The organism is Spirillospora sp. NPDC000708 (assembly GCF_040299565.1).
Classification (GTDB): domain Bacteria; phylum Actinomycetota; class Actinomycetes; order Streptosporangiales; family Streptosporangiaceae; genus Spirillospora.
Map to the genome: position 1 here is coordinate 35,371 of NZ_JBEPCJ010000056.1, position 23,775 is coordinate 59,145.

General features: G+C 73.8%; 17 protein-coding genes and 3 tRNA genes. 15 read left to right on the top strand and 5 right to left on the bottom strand.

Features of this window, described 5'->3' with window-relative positions; all coding sequences use genetic code 11:
- Position 1: 1 nt before the first annotated feature.
- Genes hpnD through hpnH form a run of 6 tightly spaced genes read left to right on the top strand, consistent with a single transcriptional unit; the run spans position 2 to position 7,594 of the window.
- On the top strand, positions 2-862 hold the full coding sequence (hpnD, locus tag ABT299_RS32555; RefSeq protein WP_500253076.1) for a presqualene diphosphate synthase HpnD: 861 nt from the start codon (positions 2-4) through the stop codon (positions 860-862).
- A complete protein-coding gene (hpnE, locus tag ABT299_RS32560) occupies positions 859-2,190 on the top strand; it encodes a hydroxysqualene dehydroxylase HpnE (RefSeq protein WP_500253077.1) in 1,332 nt (443 codons plus the stop codon). The genes hpnD and hpnE overlap by 4 nt, the downstream gene beginning before the upstream one ends.
- Entirely contained in the window at positions 2,187-3,197 is a 1,011-nt protein-coding gene (locus ABT299_RS32565) for a polyprenyl synthetase family protein (protein WP_500253078.1), read from the top strand. Before hpnE ends, ABT299_RS32565 begins: the two co-directional genes overlap by 4 nt.
- Positions 3,198-3,249: 52 nt before the next feature.
- Positions 3,250-5,115, top strand: a complete 1,866-nt coding sequence (gene shc, locus ABT299_RS32570; protein ID WP_500253079.1) for a squalene--hopene cyclase — start codon at positions 3,250-3,252, stop codon at positions 5,113-5,115.
- Positions 5,112-6,590 carry a 4-hydroxy-3-methylbut-2-enyl diphosphate reductase gene (gene ispH, locus ABT299_RS32575; protein WP_500253080.1) on the top strand — a complete coding sequence of 493 codons (1,479 nt, stop codon included), beginning with the start codon at positions 5,112-5,114 and terminating at the stop codon, positions 6,588-6,590. Before shc ends, ispH begins: the two co-directional genes overlap by 4 nt.
- Positions 6,591-6,595: 5 nt before the next feature.
- A complete protein-coding gene (gene hpnH / locus ABT299_RS32580; RefSeq protein ID WP_241756055.1) occupies positions 6,596-7,594 on the top strand; it encodes an adenosyl-hopene transferase HpnH in 999 nt (332 codons plus the stop codon).
- An 81-nt stretch (positions 7,595-7,675) separates the two neighbouring features.
- On the opposite strand, the gene ABT299_RS32585 is transcribed toward hpnH, so the two are convergent.
- Positions 7,676-9,079, bottom strand: coding sequence for an MFS transporter (locus tag ABT299_RS32585; protein ID WP_500253081.1), 1,404 nt, complete (start codon positions 9,077-9,079; stop codon positions 7,676-7,678).
- Between the two features lie 115 nt (positions 9,080-9,194).
- Here ABT299_RS32585 and ABT299_RS32590 point away from each other — a divergent pair, with 115 nt between their 5' ends.
- Positions 9,195-9,824, top strand: coding sequence for a TetR/AcrR family transcriptional regulator (locus ABT299_RS32590; protein ID WP_194737300.1), 630 nt, complete (start codon positions 9,195-9,197; stop codon positions 9,822-9,824).
- Positions 9,825-9,880: 56 nt separating this feature from the next.
- Here ABT299_RS32590 and ABT299_RS32595 read toward each other — a convergent pair whose 3' ends face one another.
- The 4 genes from ABT299_RS32595 to ABT299_RS32610 all read right to left on the bottom strand — a co-directional run bounded on the left by ABT299_RS32595 (position 9,881) and on the right by ABT299_RS32610 (position 13,420).
- Positions 9,881-12,439, bottom strand: a complete 2,559-nt coding sequence (locus tag ABT299_RS32595; protein WP_500253082.1) for a glycosyl hydrolase family 18 protein — start codon at positions 12,437-12,439, stop codon at positions 9,881-9,883.
- Between the two features lie 691 nt (positions 12,440-13,130).
- Positions 13,131-13,202: transfer RNA gene (locus tag ABT299_RS32600), tRNA-Val, on the bottom strand.
- Positions 13,203-13,237: 35 nt separating this feature from the next.
- Positions 13,238-13,308: transfer RNA gene (locus ABT299_RS32605), tRNA-Cys, on the bottom strand.
- Between the two features lie 40 nt (positions 13,309-13,348).
- Positions 13,349-13,420, bottom strand: a tRNA-Gly gene (locus ABT299_RS32610).
- Between the two features lie 146 nt (positions 13,421-13,566).
- Here ABT299_RS32610 and ABT299_RS32615 point away from each other — a divergent pair.
- The 8 genes from ABT299_RS32615 (at position 13,567) to ABT299_RS32650 (ending at position 23,754) form a co-directional block, all read left to right on the top strand.
- Positions 13,567-14,268, top strand: a complete 702-nt coding sequence (locus tag ABT299_RS32615) for an ArsR/SmtB family transcription factor (RefSeq protein WP_500253083.1) — start codon at positions 13,567-13,569, stop codon at positions 14,266-14,268.
- A 385-nt stretch (positions 14,269-14,653) separates the two neighbouring features.
- A complete protein-coding gene (locus tag ABT299_RS32620) occupies positions 14,654-15,454 on the top strand; it encodes an aminotransferase class IV (protein WP_500253092.1) in 801 nt (266 codons plus the stop codon).
- An 80-nt stretch (positions 15,455-15,534) separates the two neighbouring features.
- On the top strand, positions 15,535-16,962 hold the full coding sequence (locus tag ABT299_RS32625; protein WP_500253084.1) for an extracellular solute-binding protein: 1,428 nt from the start codon (positions 15,535-15,537) through the stop codon (positions 16,960-16,962).
- Positions 16,934-17,899, top strand: coding sequence for an ABC transporter permease subunit (locus ABT299_RS32630; RefSeq protein ID WP_190862245.1), 966 nt, complete (start codon positions 16,934-16,936; stop codon positions 17,897-17,899). Before ABT299_RS32625 ends, ABT299_RS32630 begins: the two co-directional genes overlap by 29 nt.
- Positions 17,896-18,723 (top strand): carbohydrate ABC transporter permease, encoded by an 828-nt coding sequence (locus ABT299_RS32635; RefSeq protein ID WP_433152555.1) that lies wholly within the window; start codon positions 17,896-17,898, stop codon positions 18,721-18,723. Before ABT299_RS32630 ends, ABT299_RS32635 begins: the two co-directional genes overlap by 4 nt.
- Entirely contained in the window at positions 18,723-19,847 is a 1,125-nt protein-coding gene (locus ABT299_RS32640; RefSeq protein ID WP_190862241.1) for an ABC transporter ATP-binding protein, read from the top strand. The genes ABT299_RS32635 and ABT299_RS32640 overlap by 1 nt, the downstream gene beginning before the upstream one ends.
- Positions 19,844-21,052, top strand: a complete 1,209-nt coding sequence (locus tag ABT299_RS32645) for a CehA/McbA family metallohydrolase (protein ID WP_500253085.1) — start codon at positions 19,844-19,846, stop codon at positions 21,050-21,052. The genes ABT299_RS32640 and ABT299_RS32645 overlap by 4 nt, the downstream gene beginning before the upstream one ends.
- Entirely contained in the window at positions 21,043-23,754 is a 2,712-nt protein-coding gene (locus tag ABT299_RS32650; protein WP_500253086.1) for a glycoside hydrolase family 38 N-terminal domain-containing protein, read from the top strand. The genes ABT299_RS32645 and ABT299_RS32650 overlap by 10 nt, the downstream gene beginning before the upstream one ends.
- The last annotated feature ends 21 nt before the right edge of the window (positions 23,755-23,775 follow it).

A 23,775-nucleotide genomic window follows, 5' to 3' on the forward strand; every position in this document is an offset into this window, starting at 1 on the left:
GATGGACGCAGCCGGCGCCTACCGGCACTGCGAACAGGTCGTCCGCTCGCAGGCACGCAACTTCTCGTACGGGATCCGCCTCCTGCCCCCGCCGAAACGCCGGGCGCTCAGCGCCGTCTACGCCTTCGCGCGGAGGATCGACGACATCGGCGACGACAACGACGCCCCTCCCGATGCGCGGCTGGCCGCGCTGGCCGCGGAGCGCGACCGGCTCGCCGACCCCGGCGCCCACCCGGACGACCCCGTCCTGGTCGCCCTCGCGGACGCGGCGCGCCGCATGCCGATCCCGCTGGAGGCGTTCGGCGAGCTCATCGACGGCTGCGAGGCCGACGTGCGGGGCGCCTCCTACGACACCTTCGACGACCTGCTCTGGTACTGCCGGTGCGTCGCCGGCTCGATCGGCCGCCTGTCGCTCGGCGTGTTCGGCACCGGCGACCCCCGGGTCGCCCGGACCCGCGCGGACGCGCTCGGCGTCGCGCTGCAGCTGACGAACATCCTGCGGGACGTCCGCGAGGACTGGCTCGGCGGCCGCGTCTACCTGCCGGCCAAGGACCTCGCCAGGTTCGGCTGCACGCTGGACCAGGACGCGTCCGGCCGGTTCACCGACCCGCCGGAGCAGCTCGCCGCCCTGGTCCGCTTCCAGGCGGAGCGCGCGGGGGAGTGGTACGCGACGGGGCTGCGGCTGCTGCCGATGCTCGACCGGCGCAGCGCCGCGTGCACGGGGACGATGGCCGGCATCTACCGGCGGCTGCTGCGGCGCATCACCGCCGACCCGGCGGCCGCGCTGGCGGGCCGCATGTCCCTGCCCGCGTGGGAGAAGGCGGCCGTCGCCGCGACGGCGCTCACCGGGATCCGGCGGTGAGCGCCCGGGGGAACGTCGCCGTCGTCGGCGGCGGGCTCGCCGGGATCAGCGCCGCGCTCGCCCTCCTGGAGGCGGGCGTGCGCACCACCCTCTACGAAGCGCGTCCCCGGCTCGGGGGCGCCACCCACTCGTTCGACCGCGACGGCCTCACCGTCGACAACGGGCAGCACGTCTTCCTGAAGTGCTGCACCGCCTACCGGGGGCTGCTGGACCGGCTGGACGCGCGGGACCTCGTCCGCGTCCAGGACCGCCTCGACATCCGCGTCCTCACCCCGGACGGGCCGGCCGGGAGGCTGCGCCGCGCGAAGGCGCCGGGGCCGCTGCACCTGCTGCCCGCGCTCGCCCGGTACCGGCTGCTGTCGCCCGGCGACCGGCTGCGGGCCGTCCGCGCGTCGCTGGCCCTGCAGCGCCTCGACCCGCAGGACCCGGACCTGGACGGGCAGGCGATGGGCGGCTGGCTCGCCGCCCACGGCCAGCGCGAGCGGGCCCGCACCGCGCTGTGGGAGCTGTTCCTGATCTCGGCGCTGAACATCGGCGTCGACGACGCCGCGATGGGCCCCGCGACGATGGTGTGCCGGCAGGGCCTGCTCGGCCGCTCCGACGCCGCCGACATCGGCGTCCCGACCGTCCCGCTCGGCGAACTGCACGGCTCGGTCGCGGCGAAGCGGATCGAGGGGCTCGGCGGGCGCGTCCGCCTGAAGGCGAAGGTGTCGGCGGTCCACGCCGGTCCGAAGCTCGTGGTGGACGGCGAGCCGGTCGCCGCGGACGCCGTCGTCGTCGCGGTGCCGCACCGCGCGGCGGCCCCGCTCGTCCCGGCGCAGGCGTGCCCGGACCGGGACCGCTGGGCCGGCCTCGGCTCCAGCCCGATCATCAACGTGCACGTCGTCTACGACCGGCCGGTCATGGACGTGCCGTTCGCCGCCGCCGTCGGCTCGCCCGTGCAGTGGGTCTTCGACCGCACGCCGACCAGCGGCCTCGCCCGCGGCCAGTACCTCGCGGTGTCGGTGTCGGCCGCCGACGGCTGGATCGACACGCCCGCCGCCGACGTCCGCGCCGCGTTCCTGCCCGCCCTGGAACGGCTCTTCCCGGCCGCCCGGCGGGCCCGCGTCACCGACTTCTTCGTCACCCGGGAACGCCATGCGACGTTCCGCCAGAGCCCCGGCAGCGGCGCGCTGCGGCCCGCGTCCGCGACCCGCCTGCCCGGGCTCTTCCTCGCCGGCGCGTGGACCGACACGGGCTGGCCCGACACCATGGAGGGGGCAGTGCGCAGTGGACTGACCGCCGCCCGGCTGGTCCGGCGGCACCTGGACGGGGTGAGCGGCCGATGACCGCCGTCCCCGGCTCGATCACCGACGGGCGCGCGCTCGTCGACGAGGCGATGCGCGCCTGCGTGGACCGTCTCGACCCGGCCAACCGCCGCGTCATCGCCTACCACCTCGGCTGGACCGACGCCGAGGGCCGGCCCGCCGCGGCGGGCGGCAAGGCGCTGCGCCCCGCGCTGGCGCTGCTGTCGGGGCGCGCGGCCGGCGCGCCGCCGGAGCACGCCCTGCCCGGCGCCGTCGCCGTGGAGTTCGTGCACGCGTTCTCGCTGCTGCACGACGACATCATGGACGGCGACCGGACCCGCCGGCACCGCCCCGCCGCGTGGACGGTCTTCGGCGCGGCGGCCGCGATCCTCGCCGGCGACGCGCTGCTGGCGCTGTCGGAGGAGCTGCTGCTGGAGCACCACACCCGCGGCGCGCACTGGGCGGCGGAGGCGCTGACCGCCGCCACCCAGCGGCTCATCTCCGGCCAGGCCCTCGACATGGGGTTCGAGAAGCGCGCCGACGTCACGCTCGACGAGTGCCTGACGATGGCGTCCGACAAGACGGGCGCGCTGCTGGCCTGCGCCAGCTCCATCGGCGCGATGCTCGGCGAGGCGCCCGCCGAGCTGGTCACCGCCCTCACCGGCTACGGGACGGAGATGGGCCTGGCGTTCCAGCTCGTCGACGACCTGCTCGGCATCTGGGGGAGCCCGGAGACGACCGGCAAGCCGGTGCTGTCGGACCTGCGGGCCCGCAAGAAGTCGCTGCCGGTGGTCGCCGCGCTGACCGCCGGGACCCCCGACTCCGCGCGGCTGGCCGAGCTGTACGCCGCGCCCGGCGACCCCGCCGAGGCCGACCTGCGGGAGATGGCGGAGCTGGTCGAGGCCGCGGGCGGCCGCGCCTGGGCCGAGGCCGAGGCGGACCGCCGCGTCGCGCTGGCCGCCAAGTACGTGGGCGACGTGGAGATGGACGACGCGGTCCGCGCGGAGTTCCGCGACATCGCGCTCTTCGTCACCACCCGGGACCACTGAGCGGCGGGACCCGCACCGGGACGCGGACACCCGTCAGAAAGCAGGATGCCGAATGACCACGACGGAAGCCCCCGGACTCACCGAAGCGGCCGCGGCCGCCGTCGAGGCGGCCCGCGACCACCTGCTCGGCCTGCAGTCGGCCGAGGGCTGGTGGAAGGCCGAGCTGGAGACCAACGTCACGATGGACGCCGAGGACCTGCTGCTGCGCCAGTTCCTCGGCATCCGCACCGAGGCCGAGACCGCCGGGGCGGCGCGCTGGATCCGCTCGCAGCAGCGCGCCGACGGAACGTGGGCGAACTTCTACGGTGGACCGCCGGACCCGTCCACCACCATCGAGGCGTACGTCGCGCTGCGGCTGGCCGGCGACGCCCCCGAGGACGAGCACATGCGCAAGGCCGCCGCTTACGCGCGCGAGGCCGGCGGCATCGAGGGCAGCCGCGTGTTCACCCGCATCTGGCTCGCGCTGTTCGGCCAGTGGTCCTGGGACGACCTGCCGGTGATGCCGCCGGAGCTGATGTTCCTGCCCAGCCGCGTCCCGCTGAACGTCTACAGCTGGGCGTGCTGGGCGCGGCAGACGATCGTGCCGCTGACCGTCCTCGGGTCGCTGCGGCCCGTCCGGTCGCTGCCGTTCGACCTGCCGGAGCTGCGCGCGGGCCGGCGCCCGGTGCGGAAGGCGACCGGCTGGGGCCGGGCGTTCAACACCCTGGACCGGTTCCTGCACGTCTACGAGAAGCGGCCGGTGGCGCCGCTGCGGAAGGCCGCGCTGCGGCGCGCGGCCGAGTGGATCGTCGCGCGGCAGGAGGCGGACGGCTGCTGGGGCGGCATCCAGCCGCCGTGGGTGTACTCGCTGATGGCGCTGAGCCTGCTCGGCTACGACCTCGACCATCCGGTGATGAAGCGCGGCCTCGCCGGGCTCGACCGGTTCACGATCGAGGACGAGAAGGGCCGCCGCCTCGAGGCGTGCCAGTCGCCGGTGTGGGACACCGTCCTCGCGATGAACGCGCTGTCGGACGCGGGCGCGCCCGCCGGCGACCCGGCGCTGCTGCGCGCGGCCCGCTGGGTCGTGGGCGAGGAGATCCGCGGCCCGGGGGACTGGTCGGTGCGGCGGCCGGACCTGCCGCCGGGCGGGTGGGCGTTCGAGTTCGACAACGACCTGTACCCCGACACCGACGACACCGCCGAGGCGATCCTCGCGCTGCGCCGCTCCGGGCTGCCCGAGGCCCGCGGGCCGATCGACCGGGCCGTCCGCTGGATGTCCGGGATGGCGTCGAAGGACGGCGGGTTCGCCGCGTTCGACGCCGACAACACCCAGGAGCTGTGCACCAAGCTGCCGTTCTGCGACTTCGGCGCCGTCATCGACCCGCCGTCGGCGGACGTCACCGCGCACGTCGTCGAGGCCCTCGCCAAGGAGGGGCACGCGGAGTCGCCCATCACCAAGCGGGCGGTGGTGTGGCTGCTGAAGGCGCAGGAGCCGGACGGGTCGTGGTTCGGCCGGTGGGGCGCCAACCACGTCTACGGCACGGGCGGCGTGGTGCCCGCGCTGATCGCCGCGGGCGTCCGCCCGGACAAGCCGCCGATCCGCCGCGCCGTCGCCTGGCTGGAGCACCACCAGAACCCCGACGGCGGCTGGGGCGAGGACCTGCGCTCCTACGACGACCCCGCCTGGATCGGGCGCGGCACGTCCACCCCGTCGCAGACGGCCTGGGCGCTGCTGGCGCTGCTCGCCGCGGGCGAGCGGTCACCGGCGGTCGAGGCCGGGGTCCGCTGGCTCGTCGAGAACCAGCGCCCGGACGGCACCTGGGACGAGGACCAGTTCACCGGCACCGGCTTCCCCGGCGACTTCTACATCAACTACCACCTGTACCGGCTGGTGTTCCCGATCAGCGCCCTCGGCCGCTACCTGGGGCGGGACCGGTGACGAGGCCCGTGGTGTGCGCGGCGCTCGGCCTCGAGGCGCGGGCGCTCGCGCACGCCGGCCCGCCGGTCGTCCGGACCGGCGCCGGCCCCGCGCGGGCGCGGCGGGCCGCCGCGCGGCTGCGCGACGCCGACGGGCTCGCCGTGGCCGGGTTCGGCGGCGCGCTGGACGGGCGGCTGCGGCCCGGCGACCTGTTCGTCGCGACCGAGGTGCGGGGCGCCGGCCCGCCCGTGCCCTGCCCCTCGGCGGAGCCCCTCGCCGGGCTCCTGGAGCGGACGACCAGCGCGACCGTGCACCGCGGCCCGCTGGTCACCACCGACCACGTCGTCACCGGCCGCGAGCGCGCCGAGCTGGCCGCGACCGGGGCGATGGCCGTCGACATGGAGTCGGCGCCGCTCGCCGCCGCCGGGGACCGCCCGGTGGCGGTGGTCCGCGCCATCGTCGACACCCCGGACCGCCCGCTGCTCAGCCCGGCCACCCTCACCGGCGGCGCGGCCGCCCTGCGGCGGCTGCGGACGATCGGGCCCGCCCTGCGCGCATGGGCGGACGCGATCGGGCCGCGCCGGATCCTCCTGGCCTCGCCGCGCTCCTTCTGCGCCGGCGTCGAGCGGGCCATCGAGATCGTCGAACGGGCCCTGGAGATGCACGGCCCGCCCGTGTACGTGCGCAAGCAGATCGTCCACAACACCCACGTCGTGAACGACCTCGCCCGGCGCGGCGCCGTGTTCGTCGACGAGCTGGACGAGGTGCCGCCGGGCGCGGTCACCGTCTTCTCCGCGCACGGCGTCGCGCCCGCCGTCCGCGACGAGGCCGGGCGGCTCGGGCTGCGCGTCATCGACGCGACGTGCCCGCTCGTCGCGAAGGTGCACGCCGAGGCCCGCCGGTACGCCGCGCGGGGCGACCTCGTCGCGCTGATCGGGCACGCCGGGCACGAGGAGGTCGAGGGCACGCTCGGCGAGGCGCCGGAGTCCACGGTCCTCGTGCAGACGCCCGCCGACGTCGCGGCGCTGCCCGCGGACCGCCCCGTCGCCTACCTCACCCAGACCACGCTCGCCGCCGACGAGGCGGACGCGCTGGCCGCGCAGATCATCCGGCGGTTCCCGGACGCGCGGGGCCCGCACACCGACGACATCTGCTACGCCACCACCAACCGCCAGCGCGCCGTGGCCCGCGTCGCGCGCGAGGCCGACCTCGTGCTCGTCGTCGGGTCGGCCAACTCCTCCAACTCCCGCCGCCTCGTCGAGGTGGCCGAGCAGGCCGGCGCGCCCGCCCTGCTGATCGACGGCCCGGCCGACGTCCCGCTCGGCCGGCTCCGCGGCGCCCGCGCCGTCGGCGTCACCGCCGGCGCGTCCGCGCCGCCCGCCGAGCTCGACGCGGTCGTCGCCGCGCTGCGCGGCCTCGGCCCCGCCGACCTCGTCGAACGCGAGGTCACGGTGGAGACCACCGAGTTCACCTTGCCGAAGGAGGTCCGACCCTAATGCCGATGCCACTGCGCCAGAGCGTCCGCGTCGCGTCGCACATCATGACCAACAAGGTGCGCGGCAAGGACAAGTTCCCGCTCATCATGGAGCTCGAACCGCTGTTCGCGTGCAACCTCAAGTGCGCGGGCTGCGGGAAGATCCAGCATCCCGCCGACGTGCTGAAGCGGCGCATGCCGGTCGAGCAGGCCGTCGCCGCGGTCAAGGAGTGCGGCGCCCCGATGGTGTCGATCGCGGGCGGCGAGCCGCTGATGCACCCGCAGATCGGCGAGCTGGTCGACGAGCTGGTCAGGATGAAGAAGTTCGTCTTCCTGTGCACGAACGCGCTGCTCATCCCGAAGAAGCTCGACAAGTTCACGCCGTCGCCCTACTTCGCCTTCACCGTGCACATCGACGGCCTGCAGGAACGGCACGACGAGTCGGTCTGCAAGGAGGGCGTGTTCGAGGAGGCCGTCGCCGCGGTCAAGCTGATCAAGGAGCGCGGCTTCCGGGTCACCACCAACACCACGTTCTTCAACACCGACACCCCGCAGACCGTCATCGACGTGCTGAACTACCTCAACGACGACCTGCAGGTGGACGAGATGATGCTCTCGCCCGGCTACGCCTACGACAAGGCGCCCGACCAGGAGCACTTCCTCGGCGTCCAGGAGACCCGCGAGCTGTTCAAGAAGGCGTTCGCCGGCGGCAACCGCAAGCGGTGGCGGCTGAACCACTCGCCGCTCTTCCTCGACTTCCTCGAAGGCAAGGCCGACTTCGGCTGCACCGCCTGGGCGATCCCGTCCTACTCCCTCTTCGGCTGGCAGCGGCCCTGCTACCTGATGTCGGACGGCTACGCGCAGACCTATCAGGAACTGCTCGACGAGACCGACTGGGAGTCCTACGGCCGGGGCCGGGACCCGCGCTGCGCGAACTGCATGGCGCACTGCGGCTACGAGCCGACCGCGGTCTTCAAGACGCTCGGCTCCCTGAAAGAGTCCCTGCGCGCCCTGCGCGAGAACTAGCCGCGCGCGACGCCCGGCAGGCCGTCCCGCTGCGGGGCGGCCCGTCGGGCGCCGCCTCACGCGGTGCGGAGCGTGTCCGGGTCAGCGTTGCCGGGCGGGGGCGGTGTCGTGGCGGAGGGCGAGCGTGATCGGCACGGTGGCGGCCACCGCGGCGACGGCGATCCCCAGGGAGATCCGGAAGCCCGTGGCGAACGCCGCGCCGGCCAGGAGCGGGCCGAACACCGCGACGCCCGCCGACGAGCCGACCTGGCGGCCGGCGTTGTACGCGGCGGTCGCGGCCCCGGTGAGCGCGGCGGGGACCGACTCGACCAGCCGCGTCGTCATCGCGGCGACGACGATGCCCCCGCCGAGGCCCGCCGGGGTCATGGCCAGCAGCATCGGCCACTCCTGCGGCAGCGGCCCCACGGCCAGGAGCGCCGCGACGGCGCCGCCGAACAGCAGTTCCCCGAGCAGCAGCGCGGCGGTGGTGCCGAAGCGGGCGAGCAGCCACGGCGTCACCAGGTTGCCGAGCGCGATCAGGCCGGTGAACGGCAGGAACGACAGCCCGGCCAGCAGCGGCGGCTCCCCCTTCACGTCCTGGAGCAGCAGGCTCAACGCGAACATCACGCCGTAGAAGGTGAAGTTGAACAGAATGCCGAGCACGCTCGTCCCGGAGAAGCCCGCGCGCCGGAAGAGCCCGAGCGGCAGCAACGGTTCGGCGGCCCTGCGCTCCGCGAGGACGAAGGCCGCGAGCCCCGCCGCGAACACTCCGCCCGCCGCCAGCACCGCCGGGTGCGTCCAGCCCAGGTGCGGGCCTTCGATCATGCCGAAGACCAGGCCCGCGATCGCCGCGCCCGCGGTGAGCTGGCCGCCGAGGTCCAGCCGGCGCGGACGAGCCGGGACCGCGCCGACCCGGGCCAGCGTCACCGCGGCCGCCGCCGTGCCGAGCACCGCGTTCACGACGAACACCGCCCGCCATCCCGCCGCCGCGATCAGCACCCCGCCGACCAGCGGCCCTGCCGCCAGGCCGACACCGCCGGTCGCGCCCCAGACGGCCACCGCGCGGGCCCGTCCGGCGGCGCCCCGCGCTCCGGACGTCGCCAGCGTCAGCGAGCTGGGCAGCAGCAGCGCGGCGCCCGCGCCCATCGCGAGCTGCGCGGCGATCAGCACCGGGACGGCGCCTGCGGCGGCCGCGACGGCGGACGCGGGCGCGACGACGGCCAGGCCCGCGAGGAAGATCCGGCGGGCGCCGAGGGCGTCCGCCAGCGCCCCCGCGCTGATCAGCCCGGCGGCCAGCGTGAGCGTGTAGGCGTTGACGATCCATTCCCCGGCCGCCGGCCCCCCGTGCAGCGCGCGCAGCATCGTCGGCAGCGCGAGCGTCACGATCGTGGTGCCGAGGAACACCATGAACGACGCCGCCGAGCCCGCCGCGAGCGCGGCCCGGTCACCTCCCCCCGCTTCCCGTTCGGTGTCCTTTTGCGGCCTCACCTGCATCTTCGTCTTCATGAGCACCCCTCCAGCAAGCGGACGCGCCTCGTCCGGTTGCAGACGCTAACACAAGCGGACGGCGCTCGTCCATTTAACTGGAGGGTACCCGTCCGCTTGCTGGTAGATTGGTGCCATGGACGTGACCTGGCCCGCCGTGGACCGGCTGCTGGACGACGGGACCGGGCACCGGCCCCGCGCCGATGCCCGCCGCAACGTGGAACGCCTGGTGGCCGCGGCCCACGAGGCCGCCCGCGAGGCCGGATCGGAGATCACCGCGCACGACATCGCGCGCCGCGCCGGCGTCGGGATCGGCACCTTCTACCGCCGCGTCGGCTCGCTGGAGGACCTGCTGAAGGCCGTCCTGGACGAGCTGATCGGCGAGATCATCGCGTCCGCCGACGCCTGCCTGGCCGCCGACGACCCGTGGGAGGGCTTCCGCGCGTTCGCCGCGTCCTACATCCGCCGCCGCAACGAGCTGTGCGACATCAACGAGGCGCTCGGCGACGTCCTCGACCACTCCCGCGCCGACCTGCGCGACCGCATCCGCAGGCTGGTCGAGCGGGCGCAGGAGGCGGGCGCCGTGCGCGCCGACGTCATGTGGACCGACGTGGCGTTCCTGCTGGTCTCCGCGGGGACCGGGCCGCACACGCTCGGCCTGCGGGCCGGCGAGGAGCAGTGGGACCGCAACCTGCACGTCATCCTGGACGGCCTGCGCGCCCCCGGCTCCGGTGACCTGCCGGGCGAGCCTCCGCAGGCGCCCTGACGGGGGTCAGGGCCGGCACCGCGCGGGGGAGACGGTGCCGGCCCTGAGTCCGGTGGTCAGGCCAGCCCGTCGTCGAGCGCCTTGGTGAGCACGCCCGGGTCGCCGGACATCTCCCAGATCATGGCGCCCAGCAGATGCCTGCTCTTCAGCCAGGCGGTCTTCTTCCCGATCGACCAGGCGTCGTCGAACGACCACCACTGGCCGCCGTCACCGGTGAAGCAGGACGTCGCGACGGCCTGCTCGTCGTGCGCGACCGTGCAGTTCGGCAGGCTGGAGACCAGGTTGGCGTAGCCGCGCGTCCCCGCCTCCTCCTGGAACTGGCCGGGCGCCGCGCCCTTCGCGGCCTGCCATTGGCCGCCCTTGCCGCCGTCAGTGACGCCCTGCCAGCCCCGGCCGTAGTAGGCGAGCCCGATCGTCAGCTTGCGCGGGTTCACACCGGCGTCGAGGTAGGTGTTCACCGCGTTCTCGACGCTGAAGTGGAACGGGTACGGGTCGTCGGTGTCGGTGTACAGGTTGGCCTGGTGGCCGGTCCGGTTCGGCTCCCAGGAGTTGTCGCTGCCCGAGCCGTGGAAGTCGTAGCCCTGGACGTTGAAGATGTCGAGGGACTTGGCGACCTGCGGCAGGTCCCATCCGGCGGCGATCTTCGCCGGGTCCGCGGGGGTGAACGCGGTGAGCTCGTAGCGCTTGCCGGTCTGCGCGGTCAGCGCGTCCAGCTGGCGGCGGAACTCGGCGATCAGCAGCGCGTTGTTCTGCTTGTCGGCGGCGCCGACGTGGTTGCCCGGGTGCCCGTCGGAGCCGGGCCACTCCCAGTCGAGGTCGATGCCGTCGAAGATCCCGGCCGCCGCGCCCGGCCCGCCCGCGCTCTCGTACTCGGGCAGGTCGCCCTTGATGTAGGTGTCGATGCAGGAGCCGACGAACTTCTTCCGGGAGGCGTCCGTCGCCGCGACATCGGAGAAGTACTTGGAGTACGTCCAGCCGCCGATCGAGATGAGGATCTTCAGCTTCGGGTACTTCGCCTTCAGCTTCTTGAGCTGGTTGAAGTTGCCGCGCAGCTTCTCCCAGCCGGTGTCGGCGACGCCGTCGACGGACTGCGCCGCGCTGAACGGGCGGCCGTAGTCGGCCTCGGCGTCGCCCGCGCCGTCGCCCTGGTTCGGGTCCTCGGGGTCGGACGTGGTGCCCTTCGTGACGCCCTGCAAGCACGTCAGGTTCTTCGGGTCGATGTTCGCGAACGCGTAGTTCAGGTGCGTCAGGCGCGCCGCGTTGCCCGTCGTGTCCAGGTTCTTCACGAAGTACTGCCGCCCGTAGATGCCCCACTGGACGAAGTAGCCGACCTTCGCGTAGCCGCTCACGACGTCGTCCGTGGTCACCTTCACCGCCGCGCTCTCCGCCGACACGTTGTCGTACAGGTCGCGGGACCGGACGGTGAACGAGTACGCGGTGGACGGCGACAGCCCGGCGACGGTCGCGGACGTCCCGGTCACCGTCGTGGCGACCTTCCCGTCCACCAGCACGTCGTAGTTCGCGATGCCGGTGTTGTCCGACGAGGCGGACCACGCCAGCTCGACGTTCGCAGAATCCTTGCCCGTGCTGTGCAGCCCCGACGGCACGGACGGCGCCTGTGTGTCGTCGCCGGGGTCGTTGGTCTTCACGGTGACCGGCGTGCTCGCTGGGGACAGGTTCCCCTTCCGGTCGCGGGCCTTCACGGTGAACGTGTACTGGGTGTTCGGTGTCAGCCCGGTGACCGTCGCGGCGGTGCCGGGCACCGTCGTCGCGAGCGTCGCCCCGTTGTACACCTCGTAGGCGGTGACCGGCAGGCTCCCCGCCTTCGCCGCGTCCCAGCTCAGCGACACGGTCTTGGTCGTCTTCACGGTGGTCTTCAGCCCGCCCGGCGCGCTCGGCGGGACGTCCGCGGACCCGTCGCAGTTGGCGTCGTTGACCCGGCAGCTCGCCGGTTCCGCCCCGGACCTGCTGACGGTGAAGGTCGGGCTGTACGGCTCCGTCGTCTTGCCCGCCGCGATCGAGGAGTTGTAGTAGACGGACGACAGGGTGACGGTCGTGCCGCTCTGGCTGATCGTCCCGTTCTGGGCGCCGCTCGCGGTCACGCCGCTCGGCAGGTCGAAGACGATCGTCCAGCCGTCGACGGCCGTGGAGGTGCTGTTCGCGACGACGAACTTCGCCTGCGTCCCGCTCACCGAGTACTCGGCGGTGACCGCCGCGACCGTGGGCGGCGGCTCGCCCGAACCGTCGCAGTTCGCGCCGTCGAGCAGGCAGTTCGTCGGCTGCGCGGCGGAGCTCAGCGTGAACGTCGGGCTGTAAGGCTCGGTGCTCCCGCCCGCCTTCACGGTGGCGATGTAGAACGCGGGTGTGAGCGTTACCTTCGTCCCATTCTGGGACACCGTGGCGTTCTGCGGGTTGCTCACCGTGACGCCCGCCGGCAGCTCGAACGTCAGCTTCCAGCCGCTCACGTCGGACGTTCCGGGGTTGGCGACCACGTACTTCCCGGTCGTCCCGGACAAGCTGAACGCGGCCGTCAACCGCGCCGCCGCCCGCGCGGGAGCGGCCGCCAGCGCCGCGACGACCAGGAACGACACCAGGATGGCGAGGAATCTTCGCATGCCGAACACCTGCTTCCGGGGTGGTGGTGCTGCACGACCGGCCGCCCTCCCCGAACCGGTAATTGATAGGAAGGTTTCCTATCAATTCCCGAGCAAGGTAACCCTCCGAACCCCAACCGACAACCCCCGCCGACCCACCCCCGCGCCAACCACCCCAGCTAGCGCACCGAACCAGCCGCACCCCACAAGAATCTCGGCACAAACAGCCCGAACGATGACCCCACCCCGGTCAACACCTGACAACCAACACCACGCCAAGTGGGCCAGAGCCCAAGGCGACAGATGATCAGCAACCCCAACCACGAGGGGCAAGGGGCGGAGCCCCAAAATCACCCGCAGAGCGGAGGAGGACCAGCAACCTCAGCCACAAGGGGGCCAGGGGCGGAGCCCCAGAACCACTCGCCAAGCAGAGGAGGATCAGCAACCTCAACCACCAGGGGGCAAGGGGCGAAGCCCCAAACCACTCACCGGCCAGCACGGGACCGCCGACCTGAACCACAAGGGGGCAAGGGGCGAAGCCCCAAACAACAGAAGCGGTGAGAAGGGAAAGGTCCCCACGGACCGCAACCACAAGGGGGGCGTGGGGGGCGCGCCCCCCCCCAACCCGGGGCCCGGGGGGGCCCCCCCGGGGCACCCGAAGACGGTGAGACGGCCCGCGCTCTCCGCGGGCACACCACTCCCAACTCCATCGTGGGCGATACTGGGATTGAACCAGTGACCTCTACCGTGTCAAGGTAGCGCTCTCCCACTGAGCTAATCGCCCGTGCACGTGGTCTCCGGGGGGAGTCACGGCGGTTGAGGTGGAGACGGGATTTGAACCCGTGTACACGGCTTTGCAGGCCGTTGCCTCGCCTCTCGGCCACTCCACCAGAAGAGACCTTCTGGGTCACAGCCTGAAAGGCCCCTCAGAGCGGAAGACGGGATTTGAACCCGCGACCCTCACCTTGGCAAGGTGATGCTCTACCCCTGAGCCACTTCCGCGTGTGCTGCCCGGTGCCTTGCGGCCCCTTGCGGCGACGGGGAAAACATTAGCGCGTCCGGGGCCGTTCCCCAAACCGGGTTTCCCGGCGAGGCGCGCCGCGGACGCTTCGATGCGGGTCGAAGGATGCGGCGCCTAGGGTCGAGGTATGGCGGAACTTGCTGTTTCTTCGGACATCGCCCCGGTGGCGGCGCTGCTGGCGGATCGGGCGCGGGCGGCGATGCTGACGGCTCTGCTGGACGGGCGTCCGCTGGCGGCGGGGGAGCTGGCGCGGACGGCGGGGGTGAGCGCGCAGACGGCGAGCGCGCATCTGGCGCGGCTGCTGGAGGCCGGGTTCGTCACGGCGCTGAAGCAGGGGCGGCACCGGTACTACCGGCTGCAGAACGCGGAGGTGGCGCAGGTGATCGAGGCGCTGTCGCGGATCGGCCCGCCGGTGGAGGTGCGGAGCCTGCGGCAGTCGCGGGACGCGCGGCGGCTGCACGAGGCGCGGACGTGTTACGACCATCTGGCGGGCGAGGCGGGGGTGGCGCTGTTCGCGGCGCTGGTGGACGGCGGCCTGCTCGAGCGGGACGGCGAGGAGTCGTACGAGGTCACGGAGAAGGGCGAGGACCGGCTGGGCGCGCTGGGGCTGGACGTGCCGGCGCTGCGGCGGGCGCGCCGCAGGTTCGCGTGGCACTGCCTGGACTGGACGGAGCGGCGGCCGCATCTGAACGGGGCGCTGGGCGCGGCGCTGACGGACCGGATGATCGAGCTGGGCTGGTTCGAGCGGGGGGCGACGCGGCGGGCGCTGAAGGTGACGGACGAGGGGCTGAGGGGCTTGGCGGACTCGTTCGGCTGCGTGCTGGTCTGATCCCGAGCGCGCGAGAGGCGCGAGGCCCGGCCTCGTCTGGAGCCGTTCGCCATACAGGTTCGTCCGGCTTCGGCAAGATCTGCGGTGCGGCCCGGGACGCTGACTCGGCCCGGATGAACTCGAAACCCGGCCCCCTGGGGTCGTACTGTGGGGCCATCGGCTGGGTGGACGCGGACTCCCGGCGCGGCGCTCCCGCAGCGGGCGTCCGGAGCCCCAGGGCGGACGGCGGCCTGCCGCGTTCCGGTATTGGCGCCGGCGCCGCCCGGAGTCCGGTCCGCACCGCGAACGGCGCGAGGCCGGGCTGAAGGCGCCCGGCCATGGGAGGTGGCTTCGGGTGACGGCGCAGGCCCACGACGGGCGGGCCAGGATCTGGCTGAACGGCGAGATGGTCGATCCCGAGCGGGCCGTGGTGTCGGTGTTCGACCACGGCATGCTGGTCGGCGACGGCGTCTTCGAGACGGTGAAGGCCTCGCACGGCGAGCCGTTCGCGCTGACCCGGCACCTGCGGCGGCTGGCGGCGTCGGCGGCGGGCCTCGGGCTGCCGGCGCCCGATCACGACGCGCTCGCGCAGGGGGTGCTGGAGGTGCTGGCGGCGGCGCCGAGGTGGCCGCTGGCGCGGATCCGGATCACGTACACGAGCGGTCCGGGGCCGCTGGGGTCGGCCCGCGGCGACGCGGGCCCGACGGTGTCGATCATCGTGGACGAGCAGGCGCCGTTCCCGGCGACGGGCGACGTCACGGTGGTGCCGTGGCCGCGCAACGAGCGGGGCGCGCTGGCGGGCCTGAAGACGACGTCGTACGCCGACAACGCGCTGGCGCTCGCGTACGCCAAGGAGCGCGGCGGCGGCGAGGCGATCTTCGGGAACCTCGCGGGGAACCTGTGCGAGGGGACCGGCAGCAACGTGTTCCTCGTCCGGGGCGGGCGGCTGCTGACGCCGCCGCTGTCGTCGGGCTGCCTGGCCGGGGTCACGCGCGCGTTGGTGCTGGAGTGGTGCGGCGGCGAGGAGGAGGACGTCCCGCTGGAGGAGTTCTACCGGGCGGAGGAGGCGTTCCTGACGTCGACGACCCGGGACGTCCAGCCGATCCGGGCGGTGGACGGCACCGTCCTGCCCGAGGCCCCGGGGCCGATCACCGCGAAGGCGATGGAGGCGTTCGCGGCTCGGTCGGCCGAGCTCATGGACCCCTGATCAAGAAACCGATCGCCTGGGTCTTTACGTGATCGCCTTCTTCGGTGACGTTAAGTGGTGACGCTTGTAGGAGGTCACCCATGGTCGGCTCCCGCAGGGACATCTCCAGAAGGCGGATCGGCGCGGCGGCCGCGCTCGTGCTGGCGGGCGCGGTGCTCGCCGGCTGCGGCGGCGGCGGATCCTCGACCGATCCGAATCGCGGCAAGGACGCCAAGAGCTTCACCCTCACCATCACCCGGAACGCCATCGCGGGCGGCAAGAACGCCGGCGAGGCCGAGTGGCTCACCAAGACCGTCATCCCGAGGTTCGTGGCCGCCGAGAAGGCGAAGGGGATCACCGCGAAGGTGACCTTCCGCGGCCAGGGCGTGGACGACGAGGCCTACAAGACCAAGCTCGCGCTGGACCTGAAGTCGCGGTCGGGCGCCGACGTCATGGACATCGACGGCATCTGGGTGGGGGAGTTCGCCCAGGCCGGGTACATCAGGCCGCTGAGCGAGGTCGTGGGCGCCCCGGCGGACGCCTGGGACGGCTGGACGCAGATCCCTGGATCGGTCCAGCAGCTGGCGCTGTTCGACGGCAGGAAGTACGGCATACCGTCCGGTACCGACGGGCGCCTCCTCTACTTCAACAAGAGGCTGTTCGCGCGGGCGGGCCTGCCGGCGGACTGGCAGCCGAAGAGCTGGCAGGACGTCGTCGCGGCCGGCCGCGCGCTCAAGCGGCTCCCCGGCGTGACCCCGATCCAGCTGGACGCGGGCACCGCGATGGGCGAGGCGACGAGCATGCAGGGGGTGCTGCCGCTGCTGGCGGGCGCGGGCGCCCAGATCTACCAGGACGGCACGTGGACCGGCGGCGGGCCGGCGCTCAAGAGCGTCCTCGGCCTGTACGCCCAGATCTACGGGTCCGAGAGGCTCGGCGATCCGAAGCTCCAGGAGGAGGCGAAGGGCCGCGACAAGTCGTTCGAGGAGTTCGCCGCGGGGAAGATCGGCGTGCTGGCGGAGGGCGACTACCTCTGGCGGGACGTGCTGAACCCCAAGGACGGCGTCGCGAAGATGAGGACCCGCGACACCGACGTCGGGTTCGCGCTGATCCCGGCGGTCTCCCCGGGCAAGGGCGTGCGCGGGCAGTCGTTCGTGAGCATGTCCGGCGGGCCGCTGACCGTGATGAACCCGAACACCAAGTACCCGCAGCAGGCCTTCGAGTTCATGGAGTTCATGAACTCCGCGGACATGGTCAAGGCGCGCACCGCGGGGACCCCCGAGATCACGTCCCGGACGGACGTCAACAAGCAGATCCTCGCGGGCGACCCGCTGCTGTCGTTCGTGTCCGAGAAGGTCCTGCCGGTCACGTCCTACCGGCCGGGCCTGGCGGTCTACCCGCAGGTGTCGACGGCGCTGCAGGAGGCCACGGCGGCGATCGTGGCGGGCAAGAGCCCGGACCAGGCCGCCGCGCAGTACGCCAAGAAGCTGGAAGGGATCGTCGGTGGCCCCTCTCACGTCTCCCCCCGGTGAGGCGGCGCGCCGCGGCGGCACCGCCGCGGCGTCCGCCGGCGGGGACGCGGCGGGGCTCGGACGCGGGCGCGCGGCGGCGTTCGTCGCGCCCGCGCTGGTCCTCATCGCCGTGTTCCTGGTGTTCCCGGCCATCTGGACGCTCTACCTCGGCACGACCGACTACCGGCTGACGGGGATCGCGGCCAGCGAGCCGAAGTTCGTCGGCGCGCACAACTACGGCGACGTGCTCGGCGACGGCGACTTCCACCGTTCGCTGTGGCTGACCCTGCAGTTCGTGCTCGGCTCGGCGGTGGTCGGGCAGACGCTGCTCGGGTTCGCGATCGCCTGGGTGATGCGCGACCGGACGGGGTTCGTCCGGCGGGTCGTGGAGGCGCTGGTGCTGCTGGCGTGGATCCTGCCGGGATCGGTGATCGCGTTCCTGTGGATCGCGCTGCTGGACCGCGACGGCGGCACGCTGAACGCGCTGCTCGGCACGCCCGGCACGGCCTGGCTGATCGACCATCCGATGGCGTGCGTGACCGTGTTCAACGTCTGGCACGGCACCGCGTTCTCGATGATGCTGTACGGCGCCGCGCTCGGGAACGTTCCACCCTCGCATCTGGAGACGGCGCGGCTGGCCGGGGCGTCCACGTTCCAGACGCTGCGGGACGCGGTGCTGCCGCGCATCCGCGGGCACGTCCTCACCAGCCTGCTGCTGATCAGCCTGTGGACGTTCAACGACTTCACCCCGTTCCTCATCACGGCCGGCGGGCCGGACCACCGCTCGGAGATCATGTCGGTGTACGTCTACCGGACCGCGCTCGGCGACGGCCGGCTCGGCTTCGGCGCCGCCATCTCGCTGATCATGATCCTGATCAACCTGGTGATCGCGCTGGTCTACCTGCGGGCGCTCCGCGACCGCGGGAAGCGCGCGTCCGGTCGGGCGGTGGCCGCATGAACGCCCTGGTCAGAGAGGTGCTGCGCAGGATCGGGCTGGCCACGTTCGTGTCGGCCGTCCTCGGGTTCTTCGCGCTGCCGCTGCTGTGGCTCGCGTTCACCCCCTTCGACGCCGACCCCGGCATCGCGGCGTCCCTGCCCGACTTCACCCTGCACAACTTCAAGGTCCTCATGGACAACCCGTACGCGCTGGAGTCGCTGCGGAACTCGGTGCTGCTCGCCGCCGGGACGGCCCTGCTCGTGGTCGTGTGCGCGGCGCTCGCCGCGTACGCGCTGAGCCGCGTCCGGGTGCCGGGACGGGACGCGCTGCTGTACGTCCTGCTCCTGCTGTCGTCCATCATCACCGGGACGGCGGCGATGGTGCCGATCTTCCTGCTGGCCTTCAACCTGCACCTGATCGACTCGCGGCTCGGGGTGATCCTGGTGCTGACCGGCGGGCTCCTCCCCGCGGCGATCTTCCTGCTGAAGGACTTCACCGACGCGACGCCGACGTCCTACGAGGAGGCCGCGCGGGTGTTCGGCGCGTCGCCGCTGCAGATCCTGCGGCACGTGGTCGTCCCGGTGATCCGCCCCGGCCTCGCCACGGTCGGGGTGTGGACGGTCGCGCAGGTGTGGGGCGACTTCCTGATGCCGTTCCTGCTGCTGCGCAACCCGGACAAGGCCCCCGCGTCCGTGATCATGTACACGTTCTACACCGAGGGCGGCCAGCCCGACCTGCCCCTGATCTCCACGTTCTCGCTGCTGTACTCCCTGCCGGTCGTGGCCATGTACCTGTTCGTGAGCCGCCGGTACGGGTTCCGCTTCCACGGAGGGATCAAGCGCTGATGGCGGCCATCACCATTCGGGAGCTGACGAAGGTCTATCCGGGCGGCGTGCGGGCCCTGGACGCGCTGGACCTCGACGTCGCGGACGGCGAGTTCTTCGCGCTGCTCGGCCCGTCCGGCTGCGGCAAGACCACGCTGCTGCGGACCGTCGCGGGGCTGGAGTCCGCGACGTCCGGGACGGTCGCGCTCGGCGGCGCCGACGTCACGCGGCTGCCGCCGGGCCGCCGCGACGTCGGCATGGTGTTCCAGGACTACGCGCTCTTCCCGCACATGAGCGTCCTGGACAACATCGCCTACCCGCTGAGGATCAAGAAGCGGGCCAAGGCCGACCGGCACGCCCGCGCCGCCGAGGCCGCCGAGTACCTCGGCCTGGAGGGGCTCGGGGGCCGGCGTCCCGGCGAGCTGTCGGGCGGCCAGCAGCAGCGGGTCGCGCTGGCCCGCGCGCTGGTCGCCGAACCCCGGATCTTCCTGCTGGACGAGCCGCTGTCCAACCTCGACGCCCGCCTGCGCCTGGAGGCCCGCACGTTCCTCAAGCGGCTGCAGAAGGAACTGGCCGTGACCACCGTGTTCGTCACCCACGACCAGGCGGAGGCGCTCGCGCTCGCCGACCGCATCGCGGTCATGGAGAAGGGGCGGATCCGGCAGCTCGGCACCCCCACCGAGGTGTTCCGGCGCCCCGCGAACCTGTTCGTCGCGTCGTTCATCGGCTCCACACCCATGAACCTGCTCCCCGGGCGCGTCGAGGACGGGCACGTCGTCGCGGCCGGCGCCGTCCTGCCCCTGCCGGACGAGGCGCGGGCGATCCCGGCGGGGGAGGAGATCGTGTGCGGGGTACGACCGGAGTACCTCGACTACGCCGACCGGCCCGCCGGCGGGGCGTTCGCCGGGCGCGTGTCCGTGGTCGAGCACCTGGGCGGCAGCGCCCTGGTGACGCTGGACGTGGCGGGCGAGCCGGTGCACGTCGTCGTCGGGGAGGGGCGCGAGCCCGCGCCCGGCGACGAGGGCTGGGCGCTGCCCCGCCCCGGCCGCGTCCTGCTGTACCGCGACGGCGAGCTGGTGGCCGCGGCGGACCCGTCCGATGTGCCCGAACCGAGGATGGCCCCGACCGGGAAGGAGAACGGATGACCGTTCATCGGGGGAGATGGACCCTGGAAGACCGCCTCGAGCAGGGGCTGCGGGAACTGCCGTTCGACGTCCCGGCCGGGACGGCGGCGGTCACGGTGGAGCTGTCGTTCGACGGCGGCGTCATCGACCTCGGCTGCGGCGGGCCCGGCGGGTTCCGCGGCTGGTCGGGCGGCGCCCGCCTCACGTACACGGTCGCCGCGGACTGGGCGACGCCCGGCTACCTGCCGGGCGAGCTCGAACCGGGCACCTGGCACGTGTGGCTCGGCCTGCACCGGATCCCGCCGGACGGCGTCCCGTACGAGGTCACGGTGACCACCTCGTCGTCGCCGCCACCGCGCCCGGAGGCCCCCGCGCCGCCGCCCCGCCCCGAACGCCCGCCGCGCCGCGACCTGCCCGCCCCGCCCGCCCCGTCCGGCATGCGGTGGCTCGCGGGGGACCTGCACTCGCACACCGTGCACAGCGACGGGACGCTCACCGTCCACGAACTGGCCTGCCTCGCCGCGTCGCGCGGGCTGGACTACCTCGCGGTGACCGACCACAACACCGTCAGCCACCATCCCGAGCTGCCCGCCGCCGGCGCCCACGCGGGCGTCCTGCTGCTGCCCGGCCAGGAGGTCACCACCGACCTCGGGCACGCGAACGTGTTCGGCGACACCGGCTGGGTCGACTTCCGCCGCCCGAGCGCCGACTGGGCCGCGTTCGCGGAGGCGCGCGGCGGCCTGATGTCGATCAACCATCCGCTCAGCGGCGACTGCGCGTGGCGCCGGCCGCTGCCGCCCGAGTCGCGGCCGAGGTTCGCCGAGATCTGGCACCCGTCCTGGTGGGACCGGCGCTGGGGCGCCCCGCTGGCCTGGGCGGACGTGTGGCGGCCCACCGGGGTCGTCCCGCTCGGCGGCAGCGACTTCCACGACCCCGCCCAGTTCAAGAACCTCGGCGAGCCCGTCACCTGGGCGCTCGCCGAGGAGGACCGGGTGCTCGACGCGCTCGCCGCCGGGCGGGTGGCGATCTCCGCGGGCCCGGACGCGCCGGTCCTGCTGCGCGTCGAGGACGACCTGATCGCGCTGGACGCCGACGGCACCGTCCTCGTCCGGCCGGACGGGCGGCGCCTCGCCGTCCGGGGCGACAAGGTCCGGGTCCCGGCGGAGGGACCGGGCATGCACCGGCTGGAATCCCACGAGAACGAGGTGATCGCACTGTGCGGCTGAACGCCCCCGAGATCGTCGTCGTGCCCCACACCCACTGGGACCGCGAGTGGTACCTGCCGTTCCAGCGGTTCCGGCTGCGGCTGGTGTCGCTGATGGACGGCGTCGTCGACCGGATGGAGGCCGACCCGCGCTGGCGCTTCACCCTCGACGGCCAGATGGCCGCCGTCGACGACTACCTGGAGATCCGCCCCGAGCGGCGCGAGCGGGTCGCCGCGCTGGTCCGGGACGGGCGCCTCGCCGTCGGCCCCTGGCAGATCCTGCACGACGAGTTCCTGTGCTCGGGAGAGAACATCGTCCGCAACCTCGAACTCGGGATGCGCCGCGCCGAGGAGCTGGGCGCGGCGATGATGGTCGGCTACCTGCCCGACCAGTTCGGGCACTGCGCGCAGACCCCGCAGATCCTCCGGCTCGCGGGGATCGAGCACGCGTGCGTGTGGCGCGGCGTCCCCGACCGGGTCCGGGCCAGGTCGTTCGCGTGGGAGGCGCCGGACGGCACCGCGGTCCGCACCCAGTACCTGCCCGAGGGCGGCTACGGCAACGCCGCGTCGATGTTCGAGGACTTCGCGGACGGCGCGTCGCTGCTGCCCGGCCGCGCCGCCGGGTTCGCCGAGGCGATGGGCCCCTGGTACCCCGACGGCGGCCCGCTGCTGGCGATGTACGGCGCCGACCACACCGCGCCCGCCGCCGACCTCGCCGACCGCGTCGGCGGCGCCGGCGTCCCCATGCGGCTGGACACCCTCGCCGGGTACTTCGCGGGCCAGGACCCGTCCACGACCGGCCTGACCCGGGTGCGCGGGGAGCTGCGCTCGCACGCCCGCGCCAACATCCTGCCCGGCGTGATCTCGGTGCGGCCCCGGCTGAAGCAGCTGATGGGACGCGCCGAGCGGCTCGTCGAACGGTACGCCGAACCGCTCGCCGCGCTCTGGTACACGGGCGACGCGCAGCGGTTCCTCGACCTGGCCTGGCGGCGCCTCGTCGAGGTCAGCTGCCACGACTCCGTCACCGGCTGCGGCAGCGACGAGACCGCCGAGCAGGTCGCCGCCCGGATGGCCGAGGCCGAGCAGCTCGGCCGGGCCGTCTGCGACCTGGTCACCGCCGAGCGCGCCGCGTCCGTGCCGCTCGGCGCGCACCTGGTGTTCAACCCGACCCCGGACGCCCGGACCGGGCTGGTGTTCCTCGACGTCCCCGGCGGCGGCGAGCCGGGGCTGGAGACGGGCGACGGCCGCCCGGTGCCCGTCCAGGTGCTGGAGACCGCGCCGACCGTGCTGGACGATGCCGTCCACCCCGCGTCCGCCCTGCCCGTCCTGCTGGAGCGGGTCTACGGGCGGGTCCTGTTCGGGCAGGAGATCCGCGACTGGTCGGTGTCGCGGGACGACCGCACGCTCACCTTCCACGTCACGGCCCGCGCGGACACCCCGTTCGACATCGGCGACGTGCGGGAGGCGCTGAGCGGCGCCGAGGGGGAGTGGCGGGTCCGGATCCTGGCCGACCCGCGCCGGAGCGTCGCCGCGCTCGTCGAGGTGCCCGCGCTGGGGCTGGCGGCCGTCCGCACGGGCGCCCCGGCGGCCGTCGACGATCCGGTCAGGACCGACGGGCACGCCCTGGACAACGGGCTGCTGCGCGCCGAGGTCCGCGACGGCGGCACGATCGGGCTGCGCACGCCCGGCGGCGCCGTGATCGAGGGCATCGGCCGGATCGTGGACGGCGGCGACCTCGGCGACTCCTACAACCACGCCCCGCCCGCCGCGGACCGCCTCGTCGGCGCGCCGGAGTCGGTCCGCGTCGAGCCGGTCTGGGACGGGCCGCTCGTCGCCGCGCTCGACATCGTCCGGACGTACCGCTGGCCCGCGCACGGCGACGCCGCGGCCGGCGCCCGGTCCGAGACGGAGGAGGAGGTCACCGTCGTCACCCGCGCCGAGCTGCGCGCCGGCGAGCCGTTCCTGCGGCTGCGCGTCACCTTCGACAACCGCTGCGCCGACCACCGCGTCCGGCTGCACGCGGCGCTGCCCCGGCAGGCGGGGTCGTCGTTCGCCGAAGGGCAGTTCGCGATCGTCGAGCGCGGGCTGACGGCCGAGGGCGGGTTCGGGGAGCGGCCGCTGCCGACCTACCCCGCGAACGGGTTCGTCGCCGCCGGCGGCCTGGCCGTCCTGCTGGAGCACGCCACCGAGTACGAGGTCACCGGCGGCGGCCGCGAGATCGCCCTCACCCTGATGCGCTCGATCGGCTACCTGTCCCGCGACCGCAACGCCTACCGCGACCAGCCCGCCGGCCCGCAGCTGCCGACCCCGGGCGCCCAGTCCCGCGGCGAGCGGACGGTCGGGATGGCGATCATGCCGTACGGCGGCGACCGGCCCGGCGACGACGTGGTGGAGGCCGCCGAGCGGTACCGGCACGACCTGCTCGCCGCCGCCGGCTACGGCCCGGCGGACGCGCCCGCCCCGCCGTCCCGGGACGGCGTCTCGATCACCGGCCCCGGCGTCGCCATGACCTCGCTGCGCCCCCGCGGCGACGGCTGGATCGAGGCGCGGATGGTCGCCGAGACGCCCGTGCCGACCACCGCCGTGCTGCGCGGGGCGTTCACCGAGGCCACCCGCGCCGACCTGCGCGGACGCCCCGGCGTACCGCTCGACGTGCACGCCGGGACGTTCGCGCTGGCACTGCGCCCCTGGGAGATCGCCACGGTCCGCCTCCGGATGCGCTGAGGCGGGCGGAGGCGGCGGAGG